The organism is Bacillus sp. FSL W8-0645, from assembly GCF_038007905.1.
GTDB classification, from domain to species: Bacteria; Bacillota; Bacilli; order Bacillales; family Bacillaceae; genus Bacillus; species Bacillus pumilus.
Window position 1 is genome coordinate 1,201,603 of the sequence record NZ_JBBOYC010000001.1, and the last position, 22,829, is coordinate 1,224,431.

A 22,829-nucleotide genomic window follows, 5' to 3' on the forward strand; every position below is an offset into this window, starting at 1 on the left:
GAAAAGAAATATTAAATATACAATTGAATTAATTTTTATACATGTTATAATGTTAAATAATTTCACAAAGATCAAGAGGGTGTATTGACGTTGAAAATAGGTATTATAGGTGCTACGGGATACGGTGGTGCGGAATTAGTTCGTATCTTCAAGCAACATCCACACGTGGATGAATGTATATTGTATTCATCAAGTGGTGATGGTCAATTATACAGTCAATCTTATCCACATCTAACAACGATTACTGATCAAACATTAAAAGCCATTGATCCTGCTGCCATTGTGCGAGAAACAGATGCTGTGTTTTTAGCGACACCAGCAGGCGTATCAAGTGAACTCACACCGAAGCTCATGAACCAAGGAGTGCCTATCATTGATTTATCAGGTGATTTGCGCATTCAAGATGGTGCAACCTATGAAGCTTGGTATAAACGAAGGGCAGCTGATCAATCATCTGTTCAACAAGCTGTGTATGGGTTACCTGAATTGAATCGTGAAACGATTGAGCAGGCTGAAGTCATTGCAAACCCAGGGTGCTTCCCTACCGCAGTTCTTCTCGGCTTAGCACCGCTGATGAAACAGAATCTAATCGATGAATCTATGATCATCATAGATGCAAAAACAGGAGTGTCCGGTGCAGGACGATCTGCCTCACTTGGAACGCATTTTTCAGAGCTAAACGACAACTTCAAAATTTATAAGGTAAATGAACATCAACATACACCTGAAATAGAGCAAATATTAAGAGAATGGAATCCGCAAACGGCGAACATCACCTTTTCAACGCACCTTGTCCCGATGACAAGGGGGATTATGGCGACGATGTATACCCAGCTGAAATCAGATATCACAAAAGAGGAATTGATGATGCATATGAAAGGCTTTTATGAAGATTCCTATTTTGTCAGAGTGAGAGATCACGGGGTGTATCCGCAAACAAGGGAAGTATATGGCAGTAATTTCTGTGACATTGGCTTTCATTTAGATGAACGTACAGGCAGACTCACGATTGTGTCTGTGATCGACAATCTCATGAAGGGCGCAGCCGGCCAAGCGGTTCAAAACTTCAACATCATCAAAGGCTTAGATGAAGAGGCGGGCCTCACAATGACACCTCTCTATCCTTAAGAACAGGGGAGACAACAAACATGATCGAATTGAATGAAAAAAGCATTGTTAAAATAGACGGTGACGTATCATCACCAAAAGGCTTTGAAGCAAAGGGAATTCATATTGGATTACGTTATTCAAAAAAAGACCTTGGACTGATCGTCAGTGAAGTACCGGCAGCGAGTGCAGCTGTATACACACAAAGTCACTTTCAAGCTGCGCCTCTACAAGTCACTCAGAAAAGCTTAAAAAAGACAGGGCAATTAAAAGGGGTCATTGTCAATAGTGCTATCGCCAATGCATGTACCGGTGAGCAAGGTTTGAAAGACGCATACGAAATGCAGGCAGCCTGCGCAGATATGTTAGGGATAGAACCTGATTACATTGCTGTTTCTTCTACTGGTGTCATTGGAGAGTGTCTGGATATGGATAAAATCAAAAACGGCATCACTCAGCTGAAAGAAGCAAAAGCAGGAAATGGCCACTTTGAAGAGGCAATTTTAACGACAGATAGAGTCATTAAAAACACAACATACACCCTGACGATAAACGGCAAAGAGATTCTCATTTCAGGTGCAGCGAAGGGCTCTGGCATGATTCATCCGAACATGGCAACAATGCTTGGCTTCGTGACAACGGATGCAAATGTCGAACAAGAAGCTCTGCAAAATGCACTGCGTGATATTACCGATGTGACCTTTAATCAAATTACTGTCGACGGAGAAACATCGACAAACGATATGGTGCTCGTGATGGCAAATGGCATGGCAGAAAATGATGTGCTAAATGAAGAGCATCCAGAATGGCCATTGTTCAAAGAAGGATTAAAGCTAGCTTGTGAGGATCTTGCTAAAGAGATTGCAAGAGACGGAGAAGGTGCAACGAAATTAATTGAAGCGCAAGTCGCTGGCGCTAAAAATCATTTAGAAGCTGGCATCATAGCGAAGAAAATCGTCGGTTCAAGTCTAGTGAAAACAGCCGTATACGGTACCGACGCCAACTGGGGGCGTATCATTGGAGCGATTGGCCATAGCGCAGCGTCCGTCACTCCACAAGAGGTAGAAGTGTATTTAGGTGGACAATGTCTGTTTAAACATAACGAACCGCAGTCATTCTCAGAAGAGGAAGCAAAAGCGTATCTAGAGCAGGATGAGATTACGATTTTGATTCAAATGAATGAGGGAAATGGTCAGGCAGCGGCATGGGGCTGTGACCTTACCTATGATTATGTGAAAATTAACGCGAGCTATCGCACATAATGAAGGAGATAGACATGGATAAAACGATCGTATTCAAGTGTGGAGGCAGTGTCATTCGAGAACTTTCAGATACCTTTTATGAAAATGTCCGCTCACTTCAAGCTGCTGGATTTAAGCTGGCTATCGTCCATGGCGGAGGACCTGAAATCACTAGCATGCTGCAAAAATTAGAAGTGAAAACAGAATTTGTTGACGGGCAGCGCAAAACAACGAAGCCGGTATTAGAGGTAGCCGAAATGGTCCTCTCGGGAACGGTCAATAAATACTTTGTGTCAGAGCTCGCAAAGCATGATATCTCATCTGTCGGCGTGTCTGGGAAAGATGGTCAGATGCTTGTCGCTGATTTTCTTGATCAAGACGTGTACGGGTACGTTGGTGAAATCAAAGAAGTGCATCCAGAGATGGTAGAAGCATTAATGGAAAAACAATTTATTCCTGTGATTGCACCGTTGTCTATGACAGAAGAATGCCAAACGTTAAACGTAAACGCTGATTTAGCAGCATCAGCTGTCGCAGGAGCGATGAAAGCTGATAAGCTCATGTTTGTGACAGATGTGGAAGGCATTTTAAAAAATGGTGAATTATTAGATGTCGTCACCGAACAAGAAGCTCTCACGCTCATTGATGAAGGCATTATTTCCGGGGGAATGATTCCAAAAGTACAATCCGCTTTGAGTGCTTTATCAGGAGATGTGGATGAAGTCATGATCGTGAATGGCAAAGGCAGTATCTTTACAGGGGAAACGTTTAAAGGAACAAGAATTGTGAAGGAAAAGGAGGCGGTCCTGTGAGTCATCTCTTTCAAACTTATGGACGGTGGAATGTTGAAATTAAAGAGGCAGCAGGTTCTTGGGCAGTCGATACAAATGGGAAAAAATATTTAGACTTTATACAAGGCATTGCGGTCACAAATCTCGGTCATAATCACCCAAAGGTCAATCAAGCCATCAAGAAGCAACTTGATCACGTTTGGCATGTATCGAATCTATTTGAAAATGGGCTGCAGGAAAAAGCAGCAGAAAAGCTGGCTGCAAACAGTTCAGGGGATCTCGTGTTTTTCTGTAATAGCGGAGCTGAGGCAAATGAAGGTGCAATCAAATTAGCACGTAAAGCAACAGGGAAAACAAATATCGTGACATTTTTGCACTCTTTTCATGGGCGCACGTATGCTGGTATGGCTGCTACAGGTCAAGATAAAATCAAAATGGGCTTTGGCCCCATGCTGGAAGGCTTTCATTATGTACCGTTTAATGACCCAGACGCTATTGCCGCATGTGAAGTCGATGATGTGGCAGCGGTGATGCTTGAGGTTGTGCAAGGAGAAGGTGGAGTAAATCCAGCGTCAACAGAATTTCTAGAAGCTGTTCAAGCGTTTTGCCAAAAGCATGAAGCACTTCTGATCGTAGATGAGATTCAAACGGGTATTGGACGTACAGGAACAGCATTTGCATACGAACAGACGGGACTTGATCCTGATATTATCTCTTCTGCTAAAGGATTAGGAAATGGCTTCCCAGTCGGTGCAGTCATCGGGAAAAAGGCTTTAGGAGACGCATTCTTACCAGGTTCACATGGAACAACTTTTGGTGGCAACATGCTTGCCATGGCTGCTGTGAATGCAACACTCGATGTCATTTTCAAAGATGAGTTTCTGACAGAAGTCAAAGAAAAAGGCGCTTATCTGCTAGAAAAATTGCAAGATCTGAAACAACTGAATATCGTAAAAGAAGTACGCGGAAAAGGATTGATGGCAGGGATTGAATGTCATCAGCCAGTCGGAGATTATATCACAGCTCTGAGAGAACAGGGATTGCTGGTACTTCCAGCTGGTCCGAATGTGATTCGGTTATTGCCTCCGCTGAATGTAGAAAAAGCAGAAATAGATCAAGCAATAGAAGCGATGACTCATGTTTTAGCAAATGAAACAGTGACGGCATAAATTTTTTTACACCAAAACGCATAAAAATGCATTTATATTACTAATTATTCAATTTGGGGTGACACAAGCATGAAAGGTTATTTAAATTTAGAAGATGGAGCCTCTTTTGAAGGAGATCTGACAGGAGAAGCTGGCATGACGGGTGAAGTGGTTTTCTTTACAGGGATGACCGGTTACCAAGAGGTGCTCACAGACCCTTCCTATAAGGGACAAATCATTGTTTTCACATATCCACTCATCGGAAATTATGGCATTAATCATGAAGACTTTGAGAGCAAAAAACCACAAGTGAAAGCTGTCGTTGTGTATGAAGCAGCGGATCATTTCTCTCACCATCTGGCAGCGGTTAGCTTAAAAGATTATTTACAGAAGTGGAACATTCCGCTTCTGACTCATACAGATACACGAGCAGTCGTGCAAAACATCCGGGCAAATGGGACGATGAACGCTGTGATCAGTGTAGACGAAAACGAAACACCGCCGGCCATGAAACAAGACAATGTGGTCGCACAGGTGACAGAGGATGAAATCTACACTCAAGGCAGCGGCGAGGAACATGTAGCGCTTATTGATTTTGGCTTTAAAAAATCAATAGCAGATTCGCTTGAAGCGCGCGGCTGTAAAGTAACCGTCATTCCGTACAAACAACTGGAAAAGGTGTTTGAAATTAAGCCAGATGCGGTCCTGCTATCAAATGGGCCTGGAGATCCCAAAACAATGAAGCCATATTTAAAAACCATTCATGACATCATGATGACCTTCCCGACACTTGGAATCTGCTTAGGTCATCAATTAATCGCTCTTGCACTTGGCGGGGATACGTATAAGCTTCCATTTGGCCACCGCGGGGCGAATCACCCTGTACAAGATACAGAATCCAAACGTGTTTTCATGACAAGTCAGAATCACAGCTATGTGGTGAATGAAAAAAGCATGAATGACAAAGAAGTGGACGTGAAATTCCTTCATGTTAATGATGGATCTGTCGAAGGATTCATTCATAAAGAGAAGCTCATTATGTCAGTTCAATTTCATCCAGAAGCACACCCAGGTCCTGCTGAAAGTGAATGGATATTCGATGATTTTATTGAGAAAGTGAAACAAGCAAGGAGAGAAGTTGCACATGCCTAAAGATCAAAGCATACAAACCATTCTAGTCATCGGGTCTGGTCCAATCATCATTGGTCAGGCAGCAGAATTTGATTACTCAGGAACACAAGGATGTATGGCCCTAAAAGAAGAGGGCTACAAAGTCATTTTAGTGAATAACAACCCAGCAACCATTATGACAGACGAATCATTTGCTGATGAAATCTATTTTGAACCGCTTTCAGTTGATTCAGTGACAAGAATCATCGAAAAGGAAAAACCAGATGGTCTTTTAGCTAACCTTGGCGGACAGACCGCTTTAAACCTTGCTGTCGAGCTCGAAAAAGCCGATGTGCTGAAAAAGCACGGGGTAACCCTGCTCGGAACGTCAGTTGAAACAATTGAAAACGGTGAAGATCGAGAGAAATTCCGTGCTCTCATGAAGCAGTTGAACGAACCTGTGCCAGATAGTGAAATTGTGGATAATGCAAAGGATGCCCTTCAATTTGCAAAAGAAGTAGGCTTCCCAGTCATCCTAAGACCAGCATACACACTTGGCGGAAAGGGCGGCGGAATTGCTTTAACAGAAGAAGCGTTTAAACCGCTTATTGAAGGAGCCCTTTTAGCGAGCCCGATTCATCAGTGTTTAGTTGAAAAAAGCATCGCGGGTTTTAAAGAAGTCGAATATGAGGTCATGAGAGACCGTCAAAATACATGTATTACGGTTTGTAATATGGAAAATATCGATCCAGTTGGCGTGCATACAGGAGACTCGATTGTCGTTGCACCTTCGCAAACATTAACGGATCAGGATTATCAAATGCTTCGTTCAGCGAGCCTGAAAATCATTTCAGCACTGGATGTAGTCGGGGGATGCAACATCCAATTCGCCCTTGATCCACTCAGTAAAGAATACTTTGTCATTGAGGTGAATCCGCGGGTTAGTCGTTCATCCGCTCTTGCCTCAAAAGCAACGGGCTATCCAATTGCTAAAATGGCAGCAAAGCTTGCGGTAGGCTATACACTAGACGAACTGAAAAACCCGCTCACAGGCACAACTTATGCTAGTTTTGAGCCGGCACTCGATTATGTCGTCGTGAAATTTCCGCGCTGGCCGTTTGATAAATTTAAACAGGCAGATCGTCAATTAGGTACAAAAATGAAGGCGACTGGCGAAGTCATGGCGATTGACCGTAATTTAGAGTCAGCCATCCAAAAAGCGGTCGCCTCTCTTGAAATCAAAACAAAGGGTTTCCACTTGCCAGAATTGAAAGACCAATCGACTGAACAACTATTTGAGCTTGTCAAAACACCAGACGATCGACGTTTCTTTGCTGTCATGGAGCTTCTTTCAAGACAGGAAACGGTTGAAGCGATCCATCAAGCGACGAAAATCGATCTATTCTTCTTACATGTATTCAACAATATGATCACGCTCGAACAGGAATTGAAGAACCATGAGGGAACGCTCTCAAAAGACACCTTGAAAAAGGTAAAGGAAAAGGGCTTCCTTGATGAAACGATTGCTCTTCTAACAGGCAATAGTGAAGAGGCTATTAGACAGCTTCGTCAAGAATATGGCATTACGGCTTCATTTAAGATTGTCGACACATGTGCAGCGGAATTTGATGCAAAAACGAACTACTTCTATTCCACATACTTTGGCAAAAGTGATGGAGAGCATCAAGAGAAAACCAAACAGCGTGCACTCATCATTGGCTCTGGTCCAATTCGAATTGGGCAAGGAGTAGAGTTTGACTATAGTGCGGTGCATGGCGTTCTTACCCTACAAAAGCTTGGCTTTGAAACGATCATGATGAACAACAATCCAGAGACGGTCAGTACGGATTATGAAATCGCAGATCGTTTATATTTTGAGCCCATTACATTAGAGCACATCTTAAACGTTGTGGAAGCAGAGCAAATTGATTTCGTCATCGTTCAATTTGGCGGACAGACTGCCATCAATGTAGCAGAAGGTTTAGAAAAAGCGGGCATTACGTTATTAGGTACATCCTTTGACACGCTAGATGCGCTGGAAGATCGTGATCTGTTCTATCAGCTTCTTGATGAACTGAACCTACCTCATGCAAAAGGAAATACAGCTCATTCAAAAGAAGAAGCGCTCACGCATGCTAAAAGCATCGGTTACCCTGTGTTAATTCGCCCATCGTATGTCATTGGCGGAATGGGAATGATTGTTGTCCAGTCAGAAGCGCATTTGACGTCACTACTTGATCAGCCAGATCATCTGCCATATCCAATTTTAATTGATGAGTATGTCACTGGAAAAGAAGCTGAAGTGGATCTGATTTCTGACGGAAAAACGACTTTCATCCCAACGATCGTGGAGCATATTGAGAAAGCGGGCGTCCATTCAGGTGACAGCTTTGCCATCTTACCAAGTGTCTCCATCAGTGAAGACATCAAACAGCAGGTGCATATTGCGTCCGAACAAATAGCGAAGAAATTAGCGTTTAAGGGCATTATGAATATCCAATTTGTGATCAAAGGGGATCAGGCGCTTGTACTAGAGGTGAATCCGCGGGCGAGCCGGACCGTTCCAGTTGTCAGCAAGGTGATGGGCATTGACATGATTCCGCTTGCGACTCAATTATTAGCGGGTGCAACGCTTGAAGAACTGAACCCAGTAACGAAAAACAAAGGGGGAACAGCGGTCAAATTCCCAGTCTTCTCATCACATGCCATTCAAGATATTGACTTAAAGCTGACACCTGAAATGAAAGCGACAGGAGAAGGAATGTGTGTAGGCAAGAACGTAGAAAGCGCTTTGAAAAAAGTGTTTGCGTCGATCTGGCATCAGAAAGGTAGCCTCTTTATAAAAGGCAGTGAACAATTAGTAGATGAAGCAAAACATGCAGGATTTGATGTCTGGACGGACAGCTTTGACACTTGGCTGCAAAACGAAGATAAATCCCTTCACATCCATTTAGGCGAAGATGAAGAGGCAAAAGAGCAACGGGTAAAAGCACTCACACATGGCGTCCAGGTTCTAACCGAATATGAAACAGTTCAAGCATTCCTGCAAGGAAAAAATGGAGATGTATCACCAGTATCGCTCCAAGAATTATACAAAAAGGAAGTGACGGCATGAGTCAAGTTGATCTGCAACCAACATTATACGGAAAAGACTTTTTATCATTAAAAGATTTCTCAATCAAGGATATTGCTTATTTAATTGAAAAAGCGGAAGAAATGAAACAAAACCCATACCAAGATTTATTCAAAGGGAAAACGTTAGCGATGATCTTTGAAAAATCGTCAACTAGAACCCGAGTGTCGTTTGAAGCGGGAATGACGCAGCTGGGGGGACATGCGCTCTTCCTCAGCTCAAATGATTTGCAAATCGGCAGAGGAGAAACGATCAGTGATACAGCGCAGGTGCTGTCTGGCTATGTAGACGGCATTATGATTCGAACCTTTGAACATGAGAAGGTCGAGGAGCTGGCACAATACGCGTCCATTCCTGTCATCAATGGACTGACTGACTACTCCCATCCATGCCAGGCACTTGCTGATTTATTGACGATAAAAGAAGCAAAAGGAACATTAAAAGGAATCAAAGTCGCCTACATCGGTGACGGAAATAACGTGGCACACTCCTTGATGGTTGGCTGTGCGCAGCTAGGCTGTGATATTGCAGTTGCATCACCAAAAGGCTATGAACCACTTCAAGAAGTAACAGACACAGCACGTGAGTTTGCAAAACAATCAGGCGCAGAAGTCATCATTACAACAGACCCAATCTCTGCTGTCCAAAATGCAGATGTCATTTATTCCGATGTGTTTACAAGCATGGGGCAGGAAGCAGAAACAGAGAAACGCCTTGCTGAATTTAAAGAATATCAAGTCAATGACAAACTAATGCGTCATGCAGCAAAAGAATATATTTTCCTTCATTGTCTCCCAGCACATCGCGGAGAAGAAGTGACAGCAGACATTATTGACGGACCGCACTCAAAAGTATTTCAGCAGGCAGAAAACCGCCTACATGTTCAAAAAGCATTAATCAAAGAGCTCATGTATCAACAAACCAAATAAATGAAAAGTATCCCTGACTCGTAGGAGCAGGGACTTTTTGCATAAAGGATTGGAGAGGTAAGTCACGGGACATAATAACATCATCGAGAAAGGAGGATGAAAATGGGTCAGCAGCATCAGTTTAAATCAGGGAATAAAGCACCAAATAATGGTGTGTATGTCGAGATCGGTGAAACCGGCAGTATGGTGAAAGATCCTTTAAAGATTAAGCTTCAAGCAGGCGACGTCTTTCCGGATAACTCGAACCATAACCGTGTTTGGACCTATCAGAGAAAGCCATAAGCAATTGACTAAGAGTCGGTTGGAATAAGTCTTTAGAGGCATGTGTCATGCCTCTTTTTTCTTTATAATAAAAAACAATTAAGTTCAAATTTTCAAATAAATAGTATGAATAAAAGAGAAAATAAGGTAAAATATGTAATTGTAATATATTGTTGAAAGGATTTGTGTGATGGAAAAGATGAATCTCAGTGAAAGTGTTTGGAATAAACGCTTCACCTCATTATTCATATCAAGACTCATTAAAAACACAGGAGAAAGTTTTGCTTTTACATCCGTCCTTTGGCTATTGATTTTGAGAGGGGATGGAGCGCTCGGTACAGGACTTCTCCTAGCAGTAACCGTACTTCCTTCATCTTTGCTAGCCCCAATACTAGGACCTCTTATGAAAAAGCACCATTTGTCTAAATGGATGTTCGCTTCAGACGTCGTTCGAGCAACCATTGTACTCATTATTCCGCTACTGCATTTTTCGCATCTATTGCCATTATGGTTATTGATCTCATTAATGGTTATTCAATCGGCAACAGGTGCAGCGTATAACCCAGCCTCGGTGGCGATTTTACCGCAGATTGTACCGAAGCATCTGATTCAAAAAGCAAATGCCATCCTGCAATCTTCTTTTGAAATTGTTGCACTTGCAGCAGTCATGGTCGCTGGTCTCTTAGTCAAATTAATCGGACCTGCAGATACCCTGCTCATCACCACTGCCTTATTCATCATATCCGGCCTGTTTATTATCGGTGTTAAATTAAAGAAAACCGATGAAGACAAAGCAGCAGGTATAAAACAAGTAAAGAATACATATTTGTATAACTTAAAAAGAGGGTTTCTCGTCGTCAAAAATCATCACATTTTATTTGCGCTGACGTTGTATTGTATTTTAATGAATGTCGCCGCAGCTCCGTGGCAGGCACTATCTGCTGTATACGTAGCAGAAGCGCTGCAAAGTGATTCCATGGTGTATTCCATTTTAAGAGGAGTTGCTGCAGTCGGCGCGTTTATGATGGGCTTTGCTTTGGCGAAGGTAAAAATTAAGAGATTTGGTTTGTTCTTTATTGTCGCTGGTATGATTGAAGGGGCTGCATTCTTTATCACAGGGATGAGTACATGGCTGCCGGTCGTTTTACTTGCTTCCTTTATATTCGGTGCCGCCGTTAGTGCGATCAATGTACCGGAAATGGTCATTATTCAAACGTCTGTCGACCAAGATGATCAGCCGCAAGTATACGCGGTGATCAATGCTTCATCAAATGTTTTCCTCCCGTTTGCAGCTGTCGTATCAGGCGTCCTGGCAGAAAGATTTGGAGCGGGACCTGTCATTGCTGGCGGCGGGGTCCTTGAAATTTTATCAGGTATCGCGATCTTCCTGTTTACAGGGCTTGCGAAAAGCCATTTGACAGCAGACAAACAGAAGTCCGAAACCGTCGAGGTGTAAGCAATAAAAAACCCCCTGTGGCTGCAGGGGGTTTTAGCGTACCGCTTTTCAAGCAAAAAGAAAAAGAGCTAAAATCAAGATCATTTTAGCTCTTTCTCACATTCATCTCTTACGTATTAAGAGTGTTTTGTTGAACTTTCCGTTTCTTTCATTGGACTTACTTCAGCAAAGATGAATAAAATAACCGTAAACACCACTGCAAGAATAGAAGTCAAAGTAAAGTCATAAGCAGCGCCATTCATCGAAGCAACGATGTAACCAGCCATATGTGTCAGCAGAAAAGTCCAAATGAGGGTGATAATATAATGCATAATCCCACCGTCCTTTATGTAACAATCTATTGATTATCATACCATAGATACGAGTGAGGGGAAAAGACTGTTTTAGCCTTTATGTGACCATTTTTAGACCTTCTTCTATAAAAATAAAAAGAATTCTTCTGTCATTAGGGGATTTCCTTATTCCTACAAGAGTTGTTGTTCATATCATAGAAAGCAGAATCACTGAAAGGAGGCTGGCCATATGGGTGTAAGCGAACGGTTTTTCCAGCTTGGTTCCCAGTGGAACGTCATTCACCTTCCTCAAAAACCAAATGGCTTTGGCATTCTTATCCTCGGTGACCGAAATCACTTTGTGCAGGAAAATACATCATTCTGGCTTCAGCACTATGGAAGAAACCAGCTTTTAACTGCCTTAAAGGATGAAGGATATACATTGTTTAATAGTCATCTTCATGGGAATCACTGGGGATGCGAAGATGCTGTTTTTAGTACAAAGCAGCTCGTTCATCACACATTAAAACAAGAAATATTAAACCGGGAAATTCATGTGCTGGCAGAGGGGATGGGTGCACTCATTGCTATGAGCCTTGCTGAAGAGATGCCAGAAGTGCTAAGATCCATTGCGATGGTGAATCCATGTCTGCATCTCTATGCACAACGAGAAAGAGAAAAGGAACACAAATTCTTTTATAAACAGCTAATCAAAGAATTAGCGAAGAGCTACGGCTGCTCTGAAAAGGAAGCGGAAACGTATCCGCTCCCAGCTTGCCCTGTTCATTCTGCTCATGTACCGATTCACATATGGCAAAGACTAAACGGTGCACCCTATGCATATGAACTGCATGCAAAGCCTTTTATTGATCAGCACATGAAGAATCCAGAGCATTGTCAAATCGATCTCACCTTGCATATGTTTGATCATCCGAGAAGAATCTTTCAATCCATTCACAAGTTTTATAAATCGCATGAAAGAGAATTGTGATGAATAGGATGATAACAGCCCTTCATGGAAAGGGCTCTTCTTTTTATTTGATAAGCTAAAAAAGGGGACATGAACATGGAGACAGGACTGATCATAGGGGCAGATGAATTTTTTGGCCTAGCGCTGTGTGAATATATGATGAAAGAGGGCATTCATGTGGATATCACATGCCCTCATAATCAAACAGAAGAGCAAAAGAGGTTATTAGAAGAACGAATGATGTGGCTTGGCAGAAATGATCTTTTCCGTGTCATTGACTTTCAGGATGGAAAAGACACGTATGATCTGATCTTTATTCAATCAGAAGAACCAGATAAAAGACAGGAAGACTTGAAAGCGGCGCATGGCATGTACCGAGTACTTTACGAAAAAAACGAAGACGAATCATCCAATCAGAAAGTGCCGGCTATTATTCTTCCTCGCATGTTTGGACCATGGACACTTGATAAAGAAAGAACGAAGCGTGATGAGGCATTTTTTGTAGAAGATGTGGCAAGGGATTTGTTCAAGTGGGCATCAGGCTCTGAACAAAGACAGGAAATAACACATGAATTGAAGGTAGAAAGACAAACAGATGACAAACAAGCAGAAGAAATGATGGCAGAATGGAAAAGACAAAACTCAACATTTTTCGACAAAAAGCAAGAATGATCTTCCATCTTATCTTTTTTCAGTATAAAATAAACCTATATTTAACATACAGGTTCATGCCTGCATGTGGCAAAGGGAGTTGAACATGGCATGAAGTATCAGCGGCTTGTCATGATCTTTTCGTTCCTTCTCCTATTATCTGCCTGCTCACAGGCACCTTTAAAAGGACAGATTGAGAAGGTGGGTTTACTCGTCCCCGATACAATTAATGATCAAGTGTGGGGAACGAAAGGTTATAAAGGCTTATTAAATATTCAATCAACATTTGGTGTAGATGTTTATTATAGGGAAGGAATGGTCGACAAAGAGAAAATCGTTGATGCCATTGAAGAATTTCACAAAAAAGGAGTCAATTTGATTATTGGCCATGGCAATGAATACAGCGAAATTTTCAACATCATTAGTGAAGATTATCCGAAAACACAATTTATCACGGTAAATGGAAACAAGCCTCAGGCGGATAATGTTGCGAATGTGACGTTTAAAGGTGAAGCGATGGGCTTTTTTGGAGGCATGACAGCAGCCCATATGTCAAAATCAAAAAAGATTGGTATTCTTGCTACATATGATTGGCAAAGCGAAGTAGACGGCTTTATCAAAGGTGCAAAGTATCAAGATGAACATGTACAAGTGCTTGCCGAGTTTGTCGAAAACTGGGATGATGCGGACAAAGCCGTGGAGCTCTATCAAAAATTAAAAAAACAGGGCGTAGATGTTGTGTATCCAGCAGGTGATGGTTATAATATCCCTGTCATTGAACAAATCAAAGCCGATAATTTATCAGCGATCGGATATGTCACCGATCAATCTAACCTCGGCAGTCATACTGTCTTAACAAGCACAGTCCAGCATGTGGATAAAGCGTATAGTATTATTGCGAAGAAATTTAATGAAGGCAAGCTAAATGCACAAGGTGAGTACTCCTTTGACTTTAAAGAAGGAGTGATCGAAATGGGGAAATTTAGTTCCACCATTGACCGTGCTTTTTTGAAAGACATTGAAAGTGATATTGCGTCTTACAAAAAAACTGGCAAACTGCCAAATGAAAAGTGAGGATAAGGCGATGCAACACGAAAAATCGATGGAGTTTTTACATATTGCCATGAAGTATTTTCCGCAGGCAAAAGAAGAATTAGATAAAGCAGGTATTCAGCTTGAGCCCGAAGCTCTTCAGCCGCTTTTATCATTGTTTACATCTGTTATGCAAGAGGCATATGAGCTTGGAAAAGCAGATGCAGAATCAGAAAAAGCCACAGAATAGTGGCTTTTTTTTATGATAATTTTTTTTTGAAGGCACTAATCATAGGGCCAACATCTTTAAACACAGGCTTCAGCTCATCGATGGAGTTCATAATGTTCCCAATTTGATTCATGACATGCATGTAGTCAATGGAGTCTTCACTTGAAGATGTCTCCACGCGTTCCTCCTTTGCTTCTTCCTTGCTTTTCTCCTTTTCAAGCGGCTGTCCAAACATCATAGCCGAAAAAATATCTTTTTGCGCCATATCAAATGCTCCTTTCTACTATTGGTATATCAATAATCTATGAAAAAAGTGAGAGGAAAGGTTAGACGTTTGTATTGCCAAGGAGAAAAAAATAAGTTAAAATTAGTACCAGATACTAATATAAGATCACAATATCACATGCTCGTATGAGTAAAAGGAGTCTTATTCAATGAATGCTGGAATTATTGGCCTTGGCCGCTATATACCTGAAAAAGTGTTAACAAATCTTGATTTAGAAAAAATGGTTGAAACTTCTGACGAATGGATTCGTACTAGAACAGGTATAGAAGAAAGAAGAATTGCTTCTGATGATGTCAATACATCACATATGGCGCTTGCTGCTGCAAAAAAAGCATTAGCTGACGCAAATGTAGCTGCAGAAGATATCGATATGATTCTTGTGGCGACAGTCACGCCAGATCAATCATTTCCGACAGTCGCTTGTATGATTCAAGAGCAGCTCGGTGCACATAAAGCATGTGCAATGGATATTAGCGCTGCGTGTGCTGGCTTTATGTATGGGCTTGTTACTGGAAAACAATTTATTGAATCAGGTACGTTCAAGCACGTGCTCGTCGTTGGCGTTGAAAAACTTTCTCGCATTACCGACTGGGATGACCGCAATACTGCTGTTCTGTTTGGAGATGGAGCAGGGGCTGCTGTGTTAGGAGAGGTCAGCGAAGGGAAAGGAATTCTCTCATTTGAGCTTGGAGCCGATGGAAGAGGCGGGAAGCACTTGTACTTAGATGAAAAAGATCATACAATCATGAATGGACGAGAAGTATTTAAATTTGCTGTAAGACAAATGGGCGAGTCAAGCGTAAACGTCATCGAAAAAGCTGGACTATCAAAAGAAGATGTTGACTTCTTGATCCCGCATCAAGCAAACATTCGCATTATGGAAGCAGCCCGCGAACGCCTAGAGCTACCAGTTGAAAAAATGTCGAAAACAGTCCATAAATATGGAAACACATCAGCAGCATCCATTCCAATTTCACTATGTGAAGAAATCGAAGCCGGAAAAATTCATGACGGCGATGTGATTGTAATGGTAGGTTTTGGTGGCGGATTAACGTGGGGCGCAATCGCTATGCGATGGGGCCGATAAAAGAGTGAGGTGCACAAATTAATGGATAAAAAACGAGTAGTTGTTACAGGATTAGGTGCTTTGACACCTCTTGGCAACGATGTAGAATCAACATGGAAAAATGCTTTAGCAGGTGTATCAGGAGTTGGACCGATCACACGTGTCGACTCAAGTGAATATACAGCAAAAGTGGCTGCAGAATTAAAAGATTTTAACATTGAAGATTACATGGAGAAAAAAGAAGCACGAAAAATGGCACGCTTCACGCAATATGCAGTCGTTGCTGCTCAAAAGGCGCTAGAAGATTCACGTCTTGAAATCACAGATGAAATCGCACCGCGTGTTGGTGTATGGGTTGGATCTGGTATTGGCGGACTTGAAACATTTGAAGAGCAGTTTGAAGTGTATTCAAATAAAGGGGCAAGACGCGTAAGCCCGTTCTTCGTTCCAATGATGATTCCAGATATGGCAACAGGCCAAATTTCAATTGCACTTGGCGCAAAAGGGGTTAACTCTTGTACTGTAACAGCATGTGCAACAGGTACAAACTCAATTGGTGATGCATTTAAAGTCATTCAGCGCGGAGATGCAGATGCGATGATCACAGGCGGAACAGAAGCGCCGTTAACAAAAATGTCGTTTGCTGGCTTCTGTGCGAACAAAGCTCTTTCGACAAATCCTGATCCAGAGACAGCAAGCCGTCCATTTGACAAAAACCGTGACGGATTTGTTATGGGAGAGGGCGCAGGGATTGTCGTTCTTGAAGAACTTGAGCATGCATTAAAACGTGGCGCGACGATTTATGCAGAAATTGTTGGATATGGATCAACTGGAGATGCGTATCATATTACAGCACCGGCTCCAAACGGAGAAGGCGGCGTACGCGCAATGAAAGAAGCGATTCGAGATGCTGGTTTGTCTGTGGAAGAAATTGATTATATCAATGCCCACGGAACAAGCACACCGTACAATGATAAATTTGAAACAATGGCGATTAAAGAAGTGTTCGGAGAGCATGCGAATCAGCTTGCGATCAGTTCGACAAAATCGATGACAGGTCACTTACTTGGTGCAGCAGGTGGAGTAGAAGCTATTTTCTCTGTGCTTGCGATTAAAGACAGTGTTATTCCTCCAACCATTAACCTTGTAACACCGGATGAAGAATGTGATCTTGATTATGTGGCAAATGAAGCACGTTCAAAAGAAGTACAAGTGGCTCTAAGTAACTCACTTGGCTTTGGCGGACACAATGCGACAATTATCTTTAAAAAATACGAAGCGTAATATTTCCTAGGAAAGCGGTGATCTATAAACAGATCGCCGCTTTTTTGCATATGATGAAAATGGAGGTGTTTAGCGGTATGGGTCTAGTCAATACACAATATCTCATTCATCAATCTTCATCATTTCAGGAGCTTGCGTCGCGCTTTGTTCCTTATTTTAAAGGGGCGGAGGAAAAAGAATGGTCCTCTATTCTCTCCCACCTGCAACATCACGGCATGATTCGGTCTTTTCGATCATGCAAAGACATGATCGACAAGCTCAAAGAAAAAGGGTACTTCCAGCTCGTCATGAAAGAATACAAGGCGCTCCAAAAGCAGTGGAAAGGCCCTGACATTCCAGTCTTTATTTTGCCAGTCAATGAGAGCAGTAAAGAAATTAGAGAGCAATTTTATTATCAATCCGGCATGGCATTTGACGACAAGGTCTTTCTCTTTTTGTCGCCAAATACCCCGAAAGAACGTATCGGCACATTGCTGACTCATGAATATCACCATGTATGCAGGTTGCATTTTCTCACGAAAGAAGAAAAAGATTTTACATTCCTTGATACAATCATGATGGAGGGGCTCGCTGAATATGCTGTGTATCATAGATACGGAGAAAGCTATACAGCCAAATGGACCACTCTCTATGACGAAACGCAGCTTCAGCGTATGTATCAGAAATGGGTATCCAGTCATCTTGATCAAAAAGTGCAGGACGACGAAAGACTGATACAGAACCTCCTTTATGGAAAAGGGAACTACCCCAAAATGCTTGGTTACGCTACTGGGTATTATATTGTGAAAAAATATTTCAGTGAACACAGAATCAGCGAGGAGTCTATGATTGCAGAGCCGTCCGAAACTTTTTTAAAGGCGATAGACTCATAAAATGAATGATTCACATAAAAAGAGACATATTACAAATTTACTAAATTCTTCTTGATTTCGTCATAATAATGTAATAATATACAAATATAAATTTTGATAATTCTTTTTATTCAAAAAAGAAGGAATTTTTAGATTCAGTTCGATTGATTGATGGTGAAAGGGGCGAATACATGACCACGCTGCTTGAAGTGCAGAACTTAAAAACCTATTTTTTTCGAAAAAAAGAAGCGATACCTGCTGTAGATGGCGTTGATTTCAGCATCAACAGAGGAGAAACTGTCGCATTAGTCGGTGAGTCTGGATCTGGCAAAAGCATTACGTCCTTATCCATTATGGGCTTGATTAACGGCACTGGTGGAAAAATTATGGACGGTTCCATCAAGCTAGATGGTAAGGATCTCGTTACATATGGTGAAAAGGAATTATGCAGCATTCGTGGTAATGACGTGTCGATGATCTTTCAGGAGCCCATGACCTCACTCAATCCCGTCTTAACCATCGGGGAACAAATAACAGAAATCCTCATCTATCACAAAAAACTTTCAAAAAAAGAAGCGATGAAAAAAGCGATTGATCTGCTGAAGCTTGTTGGTTTTTCCAGACCGGAACAAATCATCAAAGATTATCCGCACCGTTTATCCGGCGGTATGCGGCAAAGAGTGATGATTGCCATTGCGCTAAGCTGTGATCCAAAGCTTCTCATTGCAGATGAACCGACAACGGCACTAGATGTGACCATTCAATCCCAAGTGCTCACATTGATGAAAGATTTATGCACGACATTTGGTACATCGATTCTCCTCATTACTCATGATCTAGGTGTCGTGTCTGAAGTGGCAGATCGAGTCATTGTCATGTACTGCGGACAGGTTGTTGAAAATGGGACCGTCGAAGAATTATTTGATCAGCCGCTGCATCCTTACACAGAAGGGCTGCTTGAATCGATTCCTGTCATTGAAGGAGACATACAGCCGCTAACAGCGATAAAAGGGAATGTCCCTGCGCCAGATCAGCTTCCAGCCGGCTGCCGCTTTGCTCCTAGATGCCCGCAAGTGAAGGAGCGCTGCCTAGGTGAACTGCCTAAGCTGAGGACTTTTGAAAATGGCAGAAGCGTCAGATGCTTCTTATATGAGGAGGCAGACCAAACATGACCCTTGCTCAAAATCAACCACATGCAACAGATCTAATAGAGAAAGAAACCATTCTTGAACTGAAACAAATCAAAAAACATTTTCCGATTAAAGCAGGCGTCTTTCAGAAGAAAGTCGGTGCAGTCAAAGCTGTTGACGGCATAGATTTGAAGATTTATAAAGGTGAAACGTTAGGGATAGTGGGGGAATCAGGATGCGGTAAATCGACATTAGGCCGGACCATGATTCGTTTATATGAACCAACTGACGGTCAAATCCTTTTTAAAGGGCAAGATATCTCCCGTGTATCAGAATCAAAGCTAAGACAATCAACACGAAAAAACATTCAAATGGTTTTTCAAGATCCCTTTGCATCACTCAACCCTAGAAAAACACTTCGAAGCATCATCAAAGAACCCTACAAAACACACCACTTATATTCCTTAAAAGAAAGAAATGAAAAAGTAGAACAGCTTTTATCAAAGGTGGGCCTTCATCCAAGCTTTGCTAATCGCTATCCCCACGAATTTTCTGGCGGACAGAGGCAGCGAATCGGCATCGCTCGTGCGCTTGCCATGAATCCCGAAATGATCATCGCAGATGAGCCGGTATCAGCACTGGATGTATCCATTCAGGCGCAGGTGATTAATTTGATGGAGGAGCTTCAGGAGGAATTTGACCTGACCTATCTATTTATCTCTCACGACTTAAGTGTGGTCAGGCACATTAGTGATCGAGTCGGCGTGATGTATCTCGGCAAAATGATGGAGCTTGCCGATAAGCACAGCCTGTACGATGAACCGCTCCATCCATATACACAGGCACTGCTTTCTTCTGTACCTGTTACCCGTAAAAAGGGTCAGATCAAAAGAGAACGGATCATGCTTCAAGGCGATTTGCCAAGTCCTGCGAATCCGCCAAAAGGGTGCGTATTTCACACAAGATGCCCGCATGCGAAACAAATCTGTAAAGAAAAAATACCAGCATTTCAAGAATTAAAACCAAATCACTTCGTTGCCTGTCACCTCTACGACGCTTAATCGGCTTGGATGATTTCATCTTTGAGAGGGGGGATGAAGCGGCATCTGTCGTCATTTCTAAAAAAGGATAGGGGGAATTGTATATGAAAGGTAGAAATGGAAAATCCATATTGATCAGTTTACTGCTGATTTTCACGCTCATGCTTGCGGCTTGCTCTAGTGGAAATAAAACCTCTGGAGACAGTGAAAAGAAATCCACCGGTAAACCTGTACAGGGCGGAGATCTTGTCATCGGTTCCATTGCAGAACCAACATTATTTAACTCGTTGTATTCAACAGATGTGGCTAGCTCTGATATTGAAGAAAGAATCTACAGCTTTTTACTTCAAACGGACGGAAAATTGAACCCTCAGTTATCACTCGCAGAAGATATTAAAGAATCTGATGACGGGAAGCAGTTTGATGTGACCATTAAAAAAGGCGTAAAGTTTCATGATGGAGAAGAATTGACAGCTGATGATGTTGTGTTTACATACAGCATTCCGATCAATAAGGACTACAACGGGGAGCGCGGATCAGGCTTTGAAGTATTAGATTCTGTTAAAAAGACAGGAGATTACTCAATCGAATTCAAGCTCAATAAAAAAGATCCTTATTTCTATAATGTCACACTAGGAAGCTATGGCATTTTGCCTAAGCATATTTTAGGTGATGAGCCTGTAAAGGATCTCGGTGAAAATGAATTTAACCGAAAAAAACCAATTGGTTCAGGTCCATTTAAATTTGCCGAGTGGAAAGAAGGCGACTACGTGAAACTAGAAGCCTTTGACGATTATTGGGATGGACGTCCATATCTTGATACCGTCACGATTAAAACCATTCCTGATCAGAACGCAGCGATTGCCCAGCTGTCAGCAGGTGATATTGATTTCTTTGCTGTACCGGGAGCAGAGCTGCAAACGGCTGAAAAAGTCAGCAACATTAAAATTGAATCTGATCTAGGGCTCAATTATTCATACATTGGCTGGAACCAGAAAAATGATCTGTTTAAAAGTAAAAAGGTCCGTCAAGCGCTGACACATGCCATTGATCGTCAAACGATTGTTGATCAAGTGTTAGATGGAGACGGCAAAGTAGCCAACATTCCAGAAAGTCCGCTGTCATGGAACTATCCGAAGAATGAAAGTGTTCCAGTATTTGAGTTTGATCAAGAAAAAGCGAAAAAGATGCTGAAAGAAGAGGGCTGGGAGGATACAGATGGAGATGGCTATCTTGATAAGGACGGCAAAAAATTCTCCTTTGTCATAAAGACCAACCAAGGAAACAAAGTCCGTGAAGATATTGCTGTCGTTGTCCAGCAGCAGCTCAAAGAAATTGGTGTGGAAGCGAAGCCGCAAATTGTGGAATTCAGTGCACTCATTGAGCAGACGACACCGCCTAAGTGGGATTATGATGCGTTGCTGCTCGGCTGGAGCCTTGCCACATTCCCTGATCAATTCAGCATCTTCCACTCAAGCCAGTCAGAAAAAGGCTTGAATAACATCTGGTATAAAAATGAGGAGGTCGATAAGCTGTTAGTGGATGCTAAGAACTTAAGCGATCGAAAAGAATATTCAAAGGCATATGAAAAAATTTATGAATTGATCGCAGAAGATCAGCCATATACGTTCCTTTATTATGCCAACTCACATCGTGCGATGCCATCTAATCTCCAAGGCTACTCTTACCACCCCAAAGATGAGTATTACAAAATCGAGAAATGGTGGATTGAACAGTAGGCTGCTAGTGAAAAAGGGGAAGGTTCTCCCCTTTCAGCGTGAAGACACCAAAAAAGACAGAGGGCTAAAATAAAGACCATTTTAGCCCTTTTTCATCACAGTATGGCGATCCGATGAAAAAGGAGTTGTGCATATGGTTACATATATCATTAGAAGGACACTGCTTTCCATTCCCATCTTATTTGGGATTACCATTTTGTCCTTCGCCATTATGAAAGCAGCACCAGGCGATCCGATGTCACTTATGATGGACCCAACCATTAGTGCGGCAGACCGGGAAGCTTTTATTGATAAGTACGGCTTGAACGACCCTGAATATGTGCAGTATATGAAATGGCTTGGCAATATGCTTCAAGGTGACTTTGGCACCTCTATTGTTAAAAAGGGAACGCCTGTGGCTGATTTGATTTTTGCCCGGCTGCCAAATACCCTCATCCTCATGATCTTTTCTACATTAGTCGCCCTGATTATCGCCATCCCATTCGGTGTTCTTTCAGCAAAACGTCCATATACAAAGCTAGACTATGGCATTACGGTTACATCTTTTATCGGACTGGCTATTCCGAATTTTTGGTTTGGACTCATTCTAATAATGGTTTTATCTGTGAATTTAGGATGGTTCCCAACAGGCGGCGTCTCTACCTTAAATGCCGATTTTAATGTATTTGACCGGCTTCATCACATCATTTTACCAGCCTTTGTTTTAGCAACCGCTGATATGGCAGGGCTCACCCGATACACAAGGTCGAGTATGCTTGATGTCATGAGGCAGGATTACATTCGTACCGCAAGAGCGAAAGGCTTTCGAGAAAACAAAGTCATTTTCAAGCACGGGTTAAGAAACGGTCTTATGCCTGTCATTACGATTTTCGGATTGATGATTCCATCCTTTATTGGTGGTGCAGTCGTGGTGGAACAAATTTTCACTTGGCCAGGGCTTGGAAAGCTGTTCATTGATTCTGCCTTTTCGAGAGATTATCCGGTCATTATGGCGATGACTGTTATTTCCGCAGTGCTCGTGGTGGTTGGAAATTTAATAGCGGATATTCTCTATGCGATCGTTGATCCGCGTATTGAATATTAGAAGGGAGCTGAAGCACAAT

Annotated in this window: 22 protein-coding genes; 20 read left to right on the top strand and 2 right to left on the bottom strand. The window is 42.1% G+C overall.

Annotation, left to right across the window (positions count from 1 at the left end; translation table 11 throughout):
* Positions 1-90: 90 nt before the first annotated feature.
* From argC to NST39_RS05990, 9 genes are all read left to right on the top strand, one after another.
* Positions 91-1,128, top strand: a complete 1,038-nt coding sequence (argC, locus tag NST39_RS05950; RefSeq protein WP_341029942.1) for an N-acetyl-gamma-glutamyl-phosphate reductase — start codon at positions 91-93, stop codon at positions 1,126-1,128.
* A 20-nt stretch (positions 1,129-1,148) separates the two neighbouring features.
* Positions 1,149-2,369 carry a bifunctional ornithine acetyltransferase/N-acetylglutamate synthase gene (gene argJ / locus NST39_RS05955; RefSeq protein WP_341027476.1) on the top strand — a complete coding sequence of 407 codons (1,221 nt, stop codon included), beginning with the start codon at positions 1,149-1,151 and terminating at the stop codon, positions 2,367-2,369.
* 14 nt (positions 2,370-2,383) lie between these two features.
* Entirely contained in the window at positions 2,384-3,160 is a 777-nt protein-coding gene (gene argB / locus NST39_RS05960; protein ID WP_111912280.1) for an acetylglutamate kinase, read from the top strand.
* Positions 3,157-4,308 (top strand): acetylornithine transaminase, encoded by a 1,152-nt coding sequence (locus NST39_RS05965; RefSeq protein ID WP_341027478.1) that lies wholly within the window; start codon positions 3,157-3,159, stop codon positions 4,306-4,308. Before argB ends, NST39_RS05965 begins: the two co-directional genes overlap by 4 nt.
* 69 nt (positions 4,309-4,377) lie before the next feature.
* Positions 4,378-5,439 (top strand): carbamoyl phosphate synthase small subunit, encoded by a 1,062-nt coding sequence (locus NST39_RS05970; protein ID WP_106067194.1) that lies wholly within the window; start codon positions 4,378-4,380, stop codon positions 5,437-5,439.
* Positions 5,432-8,512 carry a carbamoyl phosphate synthase large subunit gene (locus NST39_RS05975; RefSeq protein ID WP_341027481.1) on the top strand — a complete coding sequence of 1,027 codons (3,081 nt, stop codon included), beginning with the start codon at positions 5,432-5,434 and terminating at the stop codon, positions 8,510-8,512. Before NST39_RS05970 ends, NST39_RS05975 begins: the two co-directional genes overlap by 8 nt.
* Complete coding sequence (gene argF, locus NST39_RS05980; protein WP_065098864.1) at positions 8,509-9,459, top strand: ornithine carbamoyltransferase; 951 nt, start codon at positions 8,509-8,511, stop codon at positions 9,457-9,459. Before NST39_RS05975 ends, argF begins: the two co-directional genes overlap by 4 nt.
* A 102-nt stretch (positions 9,460-9,561) precedes the next feature.
* Positions 9,562-9,741, top strand: coding sequence for a YjzC family protein (locus tag NST39_RS05985; RefSeq protein WP_003211282.1), 180 nt, complete (start codon positions 9,562-9,564; stop codon positions 9,739-9,741).
* Between the two features lie 169 nt (positions 9,742-9,910).
* Positions 9,911-11,176, top strand: coding sequence for an MFS transporter (locus NST39_RS05990; RefSeq protein ID WP_341027483.1), 1,266 nt, complete (start codon positions 9,911-9,913; stop codon positions 11,174-11,176).
* Between the two features lie 116 nt (positions 11,177-11,292).
* Here the strand turns inward: NST39_RS05990 and NST39_RS05995 are convergent, their stop codons facing one another.
* On the bottom strand, positions 11,293-11,487 hold the full coding sequence (locus NST39_RS05995) for a YjzD family protein (RefSeq protein ID WP_003211779.1): 195 nt from the start codon (positions 11,485-11,487) through the stop codon (positions 11,293-11,295).
* Between the two features lie 211 nt (positions 11,488-11,698).
* On the opposite strand from NST39_RS05995, the gene NST39_RS06000 reads away from it, so the two are divergent.
* The 4 genes from NST39_RS06000 (at position 11,699) to NST39_RS06015 (ending at position 14,351) form a co-directional block, all read left to right on the top strand.
* Positions 11,699-12,439, top strand: a complete 741-nt coding sequence (locus NST39_RS06000) for a hypothetical protein (protein WP_341027485.1) — start codon at positions 11,699-11,701, stop codon at positions 12,437-12,439.
* A gap of 75 nt (positions 12,440-12,514) precedes the next feature.
* Complete coding sequence (locus tag NST39_RS06005) at positions 12,515-13,090, top strand: nad binding enzyme (protein ID WP_268484149.1); 576 nt, start codon at positions 12,515-12,517, stop codon at positions 13,088-13,090.
* Positions 13,091-13,180: 90 nt separating this feature from the next.
* Positions 13,181-14,143, top strand: a complete 963-nt coding sequence (locus NST39_RS06010; protein WP_341027488.1) for a BMP family ABC transporter substrate-binding protein — start codon at positions 13,181-13,183, stop codon at positions 14,141-14,143.
* Positions 14,144-14,153: 10 nt separating this feature from the next.
* Positions 14,154-14,351 carry a ComZ family protein gene (locus NST39_RS06015; protein ID WP_341027490.1) on the top strand — a complete coding sequence of 66 codons (198 nt, stop codon included), beginning with the start codon at positions 14,154-14,156 and terminating at the stop codon, positions 14,349-14,351.
* Between the two features lie 10 nt (positions 14,352-14,361).
* Here the strand turns inward: NST39_RS06015 and NST39_RS06020 are convergent, their stop codons facing one another.
* Positions 14,362-14,595 (bottom strand): hypothetical protein, encoded by a 234-nt coding sequence (locus NST39_RS06020; RefSeq protein WP_226805013.1) that lies wholly within the window; start codon positions 14,593-14,595, stop codon positions 14,362-14,364.
* Between the two features lie 169 nt (positions 14,596-14,764).
* On the opposite strand from NST39_RS06020, the gene NST39_RS06025 reads away from it, so the two are divergent.
* From NST39_RS06025 to NST39_RS06055, 7 genes are all read left to right on the top strand, one after another.
* A complete protein-coding gene (locus NST39_RS06025) occupies positions 14,765-15,703 on the top strand; it encodes a beta-ketoacyl-ACP synthase III (RefSeq protein ID WP_003212296.1) in 939 nt (312 codons plus the stop codon).
* A gap of 21 nt (positions 15,704-15,724) precedes the next feature.
* Positions 15,725-16,966 carry a beta-ketoacyl-ACP synthase II gene (fabF, locus tag NST39_RS06030; protein WP_003211631.1) on the top strand — a complete coding sequence of 414 codons (1,242 nt, stop codon included), beginning with the start codon at positions 15,725-15,727 and terminating at the stop codon, positions 16,964-16,966.
* A gap of 77 nt (positions 16,967-17,043) precedes the next feature.
* Positions 17,044-17,838 carry a DUF2268 domain-containing protein gene (locus NST39_RS06035; RefSeq protein WP_185107555.1) on the top strand — a complete coding sequence of 265 codons (795 nt, stop codon included), beginning with the start codon at positions 17,044-17,046 and terminating at the stop codon, positions 17,836-17,838.
* A 170-nt stretch (positions 17,839-18,008) separates the two neighbouring features.
* Complete coding sequence (locus NST39_RS06040) at positions 18,009-18,989, top strand: ABC transporter ATP-binding protein (RefSeq protein WP_341027493.1); 981 nt, start codon at positions 18,009-18,011, stop codon at positions 18,987-18,989.
* Positions 18,986-20,008, top strand: coding sequence for an ABC transporter ATP-binding protein (locus NST39_RS06045; RefSeq protein ID WP_065098859.1), 1,023 nt, complete (start codon positions 18,986-18,988; stop codon positions 20,006-20,008). Before NST39_RS06040 ends, NST39_RS06045 begins: the two co-directional genes overlap by 4 nt.
* Positions 20,009-20,091: 83 nt before the next feature.
* Positions 20,092-21,726 carry a peptide-binding protein gene (locus tag NST39_RS06050; RefSeq protein WP_341027494.1) on the top strand — a complete coding sequence of 545 codons (1,635 nt, stop codon included), beginning with the start codon at positions 20,092-20,094 and terminating at the stop codon, positions 21,724-21,726.
* Positions 21,727-21,859: 133 nt separating this feature from the next.
* Positions 21,860-22,810 carry an ABC transporter permease gene (locus NST39_RS06055; RefSeq protein WP_044139928.1) on the top strand — a complete coding sequence of 317 codons (951 nt, stop codon included), beginning with the start codon at positions 21,860-21,862 and terminating at the stop codon, positions 22,808-22,810.
* Positions 22,811-22,829: the final 19 nt, after the last annotated feature.

Excerpts from the sequence above, each read along its gene's own strand:
- NST39_RS06025 (WP_003212296.1), top strand. The coding sequence starts at position 14,765 with ATGAATGCTGGAATTATTGGCCTTGGCCGCTATATACCTGAAAAAGTG.
- NST39_RS05975 (WP_341027481.1), top strand. The coding sequence starts at position 5,432 with ATGCCTAAAGATCAAAGCATACAAACCATTCTAGTCATCGGGTCTGGT.
- NST39_RS06050 (WP_341027494.1), top strand. The coding sequence starts at position 20,092 with ATGAAAGGTAGAAATGGAAAATCCATATTGATCAGTTTACTGCTGATT.
- NST39_RS06020 (WP_226805013.1), bottom strand. The coding sequence starts at position 14,595 with ATGGCGCAAAAAGATATTTTTTCGGCTATGATGTTTGGACAGCCGCTT.
- NST39_RS05995 (WP_003211779.1), bottom strand. The coding sequence starts at position 11,487 with ATGCATTATATTATCACCCTCATTTGGACTTTTCTGCTGACACATATG.
- NST39_RS06015 (WP_341027490.1), top strand. The coding sequence starts at position 14,154 with ATGCAACACGAAAAATCGATGGAGTTTTTACATATTGCCATGAAGTAT.
- NST39_RS06010 (WP_341027488.1), top strand. The coding sequence starts at position 13,181 with ATGAAGTATCAGCGGCTTGTCATGATCTTTTCGTTCCTTCTCCTATTA.
- fabF (WP_003211631.1), top strand. The coding sequence starts at position 15,725 with ATGGATAAAAAACGAGTAGTTGTTACAGGATTAGGTGCTTTGACACCT.
- argB (WP_111912280.1), top strand. The coding sequence starts at position 2,384 with ATGGATAAAACGATCGTATTCAAGTGTGGAGGCAGTGTCATTCGAGAA.
- NST39_RS06055 (WP_044139928.1), top strand. The coding sequence starts at position 21,860 with ATGGTTACATATATCATTAGAAGGACACTGCTTTCCATTCCCATCTTA.
- argJ (WP_341027476.1), top strand. The coding sequence starts at position 1,149 with ATGATCGAATTGAATGAAAAAAGCATTGTTAAAATAGACGGTGACGTA.
- NST39_RS06040 (WP_341027493.1), top strand. The coding sequence starts at position 18,009 with ATGACCACGCTGCTTGAAGTGCAGAACTTAAAAACCTATTTTTTTCGA.
- NST39_RS06045 (WP_065098859.1), top strand. The coding sequence starts at position 18,986 with ATGACCCTTGCTCAAAATCAACCACATGCAACAGATCTAATAGAGAAA.
- argF (WP_065098864.1), top strand. The coding sequence starts at position 8,509 with ATGAGTCAAGTTGATCTGCAACCAACATTATACGGAAAAGACTTTTTA.
- NST39_RS06035 (WP_185107555.1), top strand. The coding sequence starts at position 17,044 with ATGGGTCTAGTCAATACACAATATCTCATTCATCAATCTTCATCATTT.
- NST39_RS05970 (WP_106067194.1), top strand. The coding sequence starts at position 4,378 with ATGAAAGGTTATTTAAATTTAGAAGATGGAGCCTCTTTTGAAGGAGAT.
- NST39_RS06000 (WP_341027485.1), top strand. The coding sequence starts at position 11,699 with ATGGGTGTAAGCGAACGGTTTTTCCAGCTTGGTTCCCAGTGGAACGTC.
- NST39_RS05990 (WP_341027483.1), top strand. The coding sequence starts at position 9,911 with ATGGAAAAGATGAATCTCAGTGAAAGTGTTTGGAATAAACGCTTCACC.
- NST39_RS06005 (WP_268484149.1), top strand. The coding sequence starts at position 12,515 with ATGGAGACAGGACTGATCATAGGGGCAGATGAATTTTTTGGCCTAGCG.
- NST39_RS05985 (WP_003211282.1), top strand. The coding sequence starts at position 9,562 with ATGGGTCAGCAGCATCAGTTTAAATCAGGGAATAAAGCACCAAATAAT.